Genomic DNA, 5049 nt, shown 5'->3' on the forward strand with positions numbered 1-5049 from the left:
CAGTTGACAAAGAGCCAAAAATAAGAGGGATTTTGTCATTTCCCTCTTATTTCTTATTTATTCATCTCCATCATAATTGACATAATTGGATGTTTTTGCATCAGCAATCGACTTAAACGTCTTTAATAATGGGTGTTGAAAAACACTTTTTAAATCAGTGGAAACTTCATGGCTTAATAGTTGAATAAATGGTAAATAAACAAGTGGTAATAATTCACTTTCTATCGAATCATCAATCGCTAAAACATAATCATCTTCTGAATAGTTAGCATTCATACTTAGCATAAAACAGTGATCAGTAACAGCTCTCGTCGCTTGATAAATTTGATGTACTCGCTGACTTGTATGGTCATTATTATCTAAAATAATTACTGTATAAGCAGGTGTTAACTGTAAATTTGGACCATGAATATACTCTTCAACCTCATAAGCATTTGCTGGAATATGAACTGTCTCGCCTATTTTCAATGCACCCTCTAACACTGTTCCATAGTTTGCATAACTTCCACAGAAGTAGCATTGATGCATACTTGTAAAATGTTTATAATGTTTTTTTATAAATGCTTGGCTTTTTTCAAGCATTTGTTCATTTAACTTCGCTGTTAATTTGATTGAATCAAGTAACTGGGGTTGGTTTGAGTATACCGTGGCAAATAGCATTAGGAATAAACATAAAGCCGTGACTCCCTTTGTCACATATCCAACTAATTCTTCTCCGACACCATAATCAATTACTAAATCAGCGTAATCTTTAACATCACTTTCAGGATTACCCGTTAAGCAAATCGCACTAACATTCATTGATTTTAACTTTTTTAATGCTTCAATGGCATTCGTACTTAAGCCGCTTTGTGTAATAACTAATGTGAGCGTATGTTGTGAAAGATTTGACTCATAATTGGTAAATGTAAAAGGTGAAATCACCTTCACATTGATTCCTAAATGTTTCATCATAAATGACCTAGCACAATGACAAGCATTGTAACTAGATCCTGAAGCAATTAATAAAATGTCTTTAATTTCTTTTCCTTCGACATAATTGATTAAAGGATTGACTAACTCACTTGCTGATTCCACATTTTTAGCAAGTAATTGTGGGACTTCCTTTACATAATCAACCATCGTTTTTCGTTGCATAAAAACTGCCTCCTAGTAATTTAAACGTCGATAATAGCGACGGATTTCCATTGGATGACAATTGATACGCTCAATATGTGCATCAATACGATTATTCACGGCATGCATCACTAAGTGTGAAATCATTCCCCTAAATTCTTCGCTAATTCCTTTTAACTCATAATCTTTTGTGTCGATGATTGTATAATTTCCGCAAATTCGTGGTAAAAATTCTGCGACACGAACTGAAAGTGGACGTTGTGCATCTTCTCCAACATAAACTGTAACTGGTGTATCTCGATCGACTACCTCTAACATTCCATGGAAGAACTCTCCTGATGTAATTGATTTCGTACGAATCCAGTGTTGCTCTTCCCAATAGCACATAGCATATGAATAAGTAGCTCCCCACTGATTACCAGTTCCCACAAAATAATGAATAGAATCCTTGTGATGTTTCATCGCAAATTCTTTACCAAATTCATCTGCTGATTTTTCAACTTCTACTAGTGCATTTGCTAAGTGTTGATCAAATTCTGCATATAAACGATCATACCAGTCAATTTCACCTTTATTATGCATGAAACGATCGGCTACCATGAAGAACTTTAATTGTTCATTTGCCTTATAAGCCATTTCATAATCAACCATTTGGGCTAATTCTGCTGTTTCAACATCAATAAATCCAAAAACAACGGCACCATCTGCTTGGGCTTTCTTAACCGCTTCAACCATTTCAACTGTACTACCTGTTACTGATGAAATAATAACGATTGTTCCTTTTCCAATACGCCTATTTCCAGTTGTTAAGTACTCGGCAGCATTTTCAGCAAATGTTTCAATAGCAGAAAATTCTTTCATATGAACAACTGCTTGCATACTTGATGCCCAAGTTCCCCCTATACCTAACCAACAAAGATTGTCATATCCTTTTTCGCATAACTCATCAACAATACGATTAATTTCTCCTCTTAAAGCTAGTGCACCATTTATGCTACCGATTTTTTCTTCTTCATTGAATTTGATCATTTCCATCGTATTCCCTCCATCAACTAACTAACCTAAAATTCCAAAAAATGCTCCGACTAATCCAATTAAAGCACATAACATTAATAACGTTGTTGTTTTAACTCCTTTAGCTTTTAATAAGTAGAAAATAAATAACGTAAACCCTAAAGGTAATAATCCAGGCATAATGTTATTGCAAATATCACCGATTGTTGTTGCCTCTTCCCCACTACCTATAACGACTGGAATATTTAATGAGACATTCTCAGCCGTCATCGCACCAACAACCATCAACCCTAAAACAGAAGCTGCATACGTTAATTTATCCATTAAACCATTCGCTTGCAACTTAGCTAAAACGCCTGCACCTAGTTTATATCCAGTATGCATAAAGTAATATCTTAAGCCTTGTGCTGGTAAGTTAAAAATTAATAAGAATAAAATCGGACCTAAAACATTTCCTTGTGTTGCTAATGATAATCCAACACCCGTAGCAATAATTCTTAAAGTTCCCCAAATAAATGAGTCCCCAATTCCCGCTAAAGGTCCCATTAATGAAAGCTTAATACTATTAATTGTATCCACATCAAAATCTTCTTGCTCCGCATTTTTTTCTTCCATCGATGTGACAATCCCTAAAACTAATGTTGATAAATGTGGAGTGGTATTAAAAAATTCTAAATGCCTTTTTAAAGCTGCCGCGCGATCACGATCTGATTTATAAAGCTTTTCAATAATCGGAATGAGTGAATAAGCAAAGGCAACGTTTTGTTGTCTCTCATAGTTCCATGACCATTCCATTCCAAATGAACGCCAGAATACACGATTTAAATCTCTTTTTGTAATATTATTAGAAGTCGTCATCTTCATCTACCCCCACTTCTGTTGCCATTGCTAAAGTGTTTCTTCCTCTTAATTGAGTTAATACAATCCCAATAATACCTCCAAAAATAGCAATTCCTGTAACTGGAATATTTAAGTAAACAGATAACATATATCCTAAGAAGAAGAAACATGCTACTTCTTTATTCATAATCATCTGCATTAATAAACCAAATCCAATAGCCGGTAATAATCCCATTGCTAACTCAAGTCCTCGTTGTACCCACTGTGGAATAATACCTAAGAAAGCCTCAACAGCTGGTGATCCACAATAAAATGAAATCGCAACAATTAATCCGATGATTAAGTTAACACCAAAAAATCCCCCAAGTAAATGCATTCTTGCTACACCTTTTAAATTACCTTCTTCTGCGTATTTATCTGCCTTATGAACAAATGACGGTAAGATAAATACCATTCCTAAATTTTTAAATACTAAAACTAAAGATGCAATCGGTAAAGCTAACGTTAATGCTGTTTCAGCTCCACTTCCATTAGCAATTGCAAATGCTGTTCCTAAAACTGTTCCTGAAATCATTTCAGGAGGAATCGATGCTCCAATTGAAAAGGCCCCCATAAATGCTAATTCTAATGTTGCTCCTAACATCACACCTGTTGGAATATCGCCCATAATAATTCCTGTCAGTGCTCCCATAACAATAGGTCTTGATAATAGGCTTGTCCCGAATAAATATTCGGCATTTCCAAGCATTGCAATTAAGCCTAATAACACTGCTTGTATCATTTATATCCCCCCCTATAATGCTTTTAAAATATCTAATTTTGTATCATTTGGTACCATGCGAATTTCAACTTCAATTCCTTTAGCGTTTAATTCTTTTAACATTTCTTCTTCAGATGGAAGAACATTGATAGCCTTTGAAATATTTCTTGTTCCTTCCTTCGCTTTTGTTCCCCCTAAATTAATACTCTTAATACAAGATGTTCCTTGAACTAAGCGATAAGCATCTTCAACACTTTCAACTACAATAAATAATTTATACTTATCAGTAGCACCTGAATTGATAGACTTGATACTATCTTCAATATTTTTAATAACTAACTTCACCCCTTGTGGTTTCGCTAATTTAATAGATGCTTTTCTAATTTCATCTTTCATAACCGCATCATTTGCAATTAAAATACAATCTGCACTTAAATAGCTTGTCCAAGAAAACGCCACTTGCCCATGCAATAAACGATGATCCACTCTTAAACATTTAATCATACTCATTCATCCCCCTCTTAAAAATCACTATCTTCAGTTAAAACTAAGTTATCTTTACACTTATATAAAATCCCCTCTTTTGATGCCTCTAAGATTGTATCTAAATTAATAGAGCCCCCTTGGTTAGCTACTATTAACTCTAAAACCAAGCTTAAATTCATTCCCGCTACAACCTTAACACGTTCATTTGTCACTAACTGAACTAATGAATTAAAAACACTTCCCCCTTGAACATCACAAATTAATAAATAATCTTCCTCATCTTGTAACATTCGTTCTTTTAATTCATTCGCATAATCATTAGCACTCTCACCTGGAAATAAACTATACGTCTCCACTCCGTCTGCTAAACTCCCAATAATCATCTTAACAGAGTCTAACATTCCTTTTGATAACTTCCCATGTGATGCTAAAATTATCTTCGCCATTACGTTTCACTCCTTTTTCCTCTAATTTAAGTTTAAACCCAAAGAAAACGTTTACTTTAGTTACACGCTTATCTTACCATCACTTGAAAGCAAAGTCAATTCAGTATCAGTATTTTTAGTAAACAAGTCATTTTTGTACATATCGTATAGTCAAATGATAATCTCCCACCTATAAAAAATCATTAGATAAAATCACTAAAAATGCTAGATTTTAAAATAAAATGAACTACTATTTAGTCAATAACAAAAAGAAATCTTTTAGCCTCCTAATCAAATTTTAAAGTAGTAGTTTATCAGTTTAAACTCACAACTTTAACTTTTGAAAAATCTAAATTACTAAAAAAAGAGACATTATTTTTTCAAATAATGGTTCTATAATATTTGGTG

General features: G+C 33.7%; 6 protein-coding genes. All 6 read right to left on the reverse strand.

Features of this window, described 5'->3' with window-relative positions; translation table 11 throughout:
• Window positions 1–57: 57 nt before the first annotated feature.
• The 6 genes from NEH75_RS13365 to NEH75_RS13390 are packed head-to-tail and all read right to left on the reverse strand — an operon-like array spanning window position 58 to window position 4662.
• Entirely contained in the window at window positions 58–1137 is a 1080-nt protein-coding gene (locus tag NEH75_RS13365) for an SIS domain-containing protein (protein ID WP_055306051.1), read from the reverse strand.
• A 12-nt stretch (window positions 1138–1149) separates the two neighbouring features.
• Window positions 1150–2151, reverse strand: a complete 1002-nt coding sequence (locus tag NEH75_RS13370) for an SIS domain-containing protein (protein ID WP_082427857.1) — start codon at window positions 2149–2151, stop codon at window positions 1150–1152.
• Window positions 2152–2172: 21 nt separating this feature from the next.
• Complete coding sequence (locus NEH75_RS13375) at window positions 2173–2988, reverse strand: PTS system mannose/fructose/sorbose family transporter subunit IID (protein WP_055306052.1); 816 nt, start codon at window positions 2986–2988, stop codon at window positions 2173–2175.
• On the reverse strand, window positions 2975–3751 hold the full coding sequence (locus tag NEH75_RS13380; RefSeq protein WP_055306053.1) for a PTS mannose/fructose/sorbose/N-acetylgalactosamine transporter subunit IIC: 777 nt from the start codon (window positions 3749–3751) through the stop codon (window positions 2975–2977). Before NEH75_RS13380 ends, NEH75_RS13375 begins: the two co-directional genes overlap by 14 nt.
• A 12-nt stretch (window positions 3752–3763) precedes the next feature.
• Complete coding sequence (locus NEH75_RS13385) at window positions 3764–4234, reverse strand: PTS sugar transporter subunit IIB (RefSeq protein ID WP_055306056.1); 471 nt, start codon at window positions 4232–4234, stop codon at window positions 3764–3766.
• A gap of 17 nt (window positions 4235–4251) precedes the next feature.
• Window positions 4252–4662 (reverse strand): PTS sugar transporter subunit IIA, encoded by a 411-nt coding sequence (locus NEH75_RS13390; protein WP_055306054.1) that lies wholly within the window; start codon window positions 4660–4662, stop codon window positions 4252–4254.
• Window positions 4663–5049: the final 387 nt, after the last annotated feature.

Source organism: Turicibacter sp. T129 (assembly GCF_025594975.1).
Lineage (GTDB): Bacteria > Bacillota_I > Bacilli_A > MOL361 > Turicibacteraceae > Turicibacter > Turicibacter bilis.

Bases quoted from the DNA above. Each gene is read 5' to 3' on its own strand.
- NEH75_RS13365 (WP_055306051.1), bottom strand. From the start codon at position 1,137: ATGCAACGAAAAACGATGGTTGATTATGTAAAGGAAGTCCCACAATTA.
- NEH75_RS13370 (WP_082427857.1), bottom strand. From the start codon at position 2,151: ATGGAAATGATCAAATTCAATGAAGAAGAAAAAATCGGTAGCATAAAT.
- NEH75_RS13375 (WP_055306052.1), bottom strand. From the start codon at position 2,988: ATGACGACTTCTAATAATATTACAAAAAGAGATTTAAATCGTGTATTC.
- NEH75_RS13380 (WP_055306053.1), bottom strand. From the start codon at position 3,751: ATGATACAAGCAGTGTTATTAGGCTTAATTGCAATGCTTGGAAATGCC.
- NEH75_RS13385 (WP_055306056.1), bottom strand. From the start codon at position 4,234: ATGATTAAATGTTTAAGAGTGGATCATCGTTTATTGCATGGGCAAGTG.
- NEH75_RS13390 (WP_055306054.1), bottom strand. From the start codon at position 4,662: ATGGCGAAGATAATTTTAGCATCACATGGGAAGTTATCAAAAGGAATG.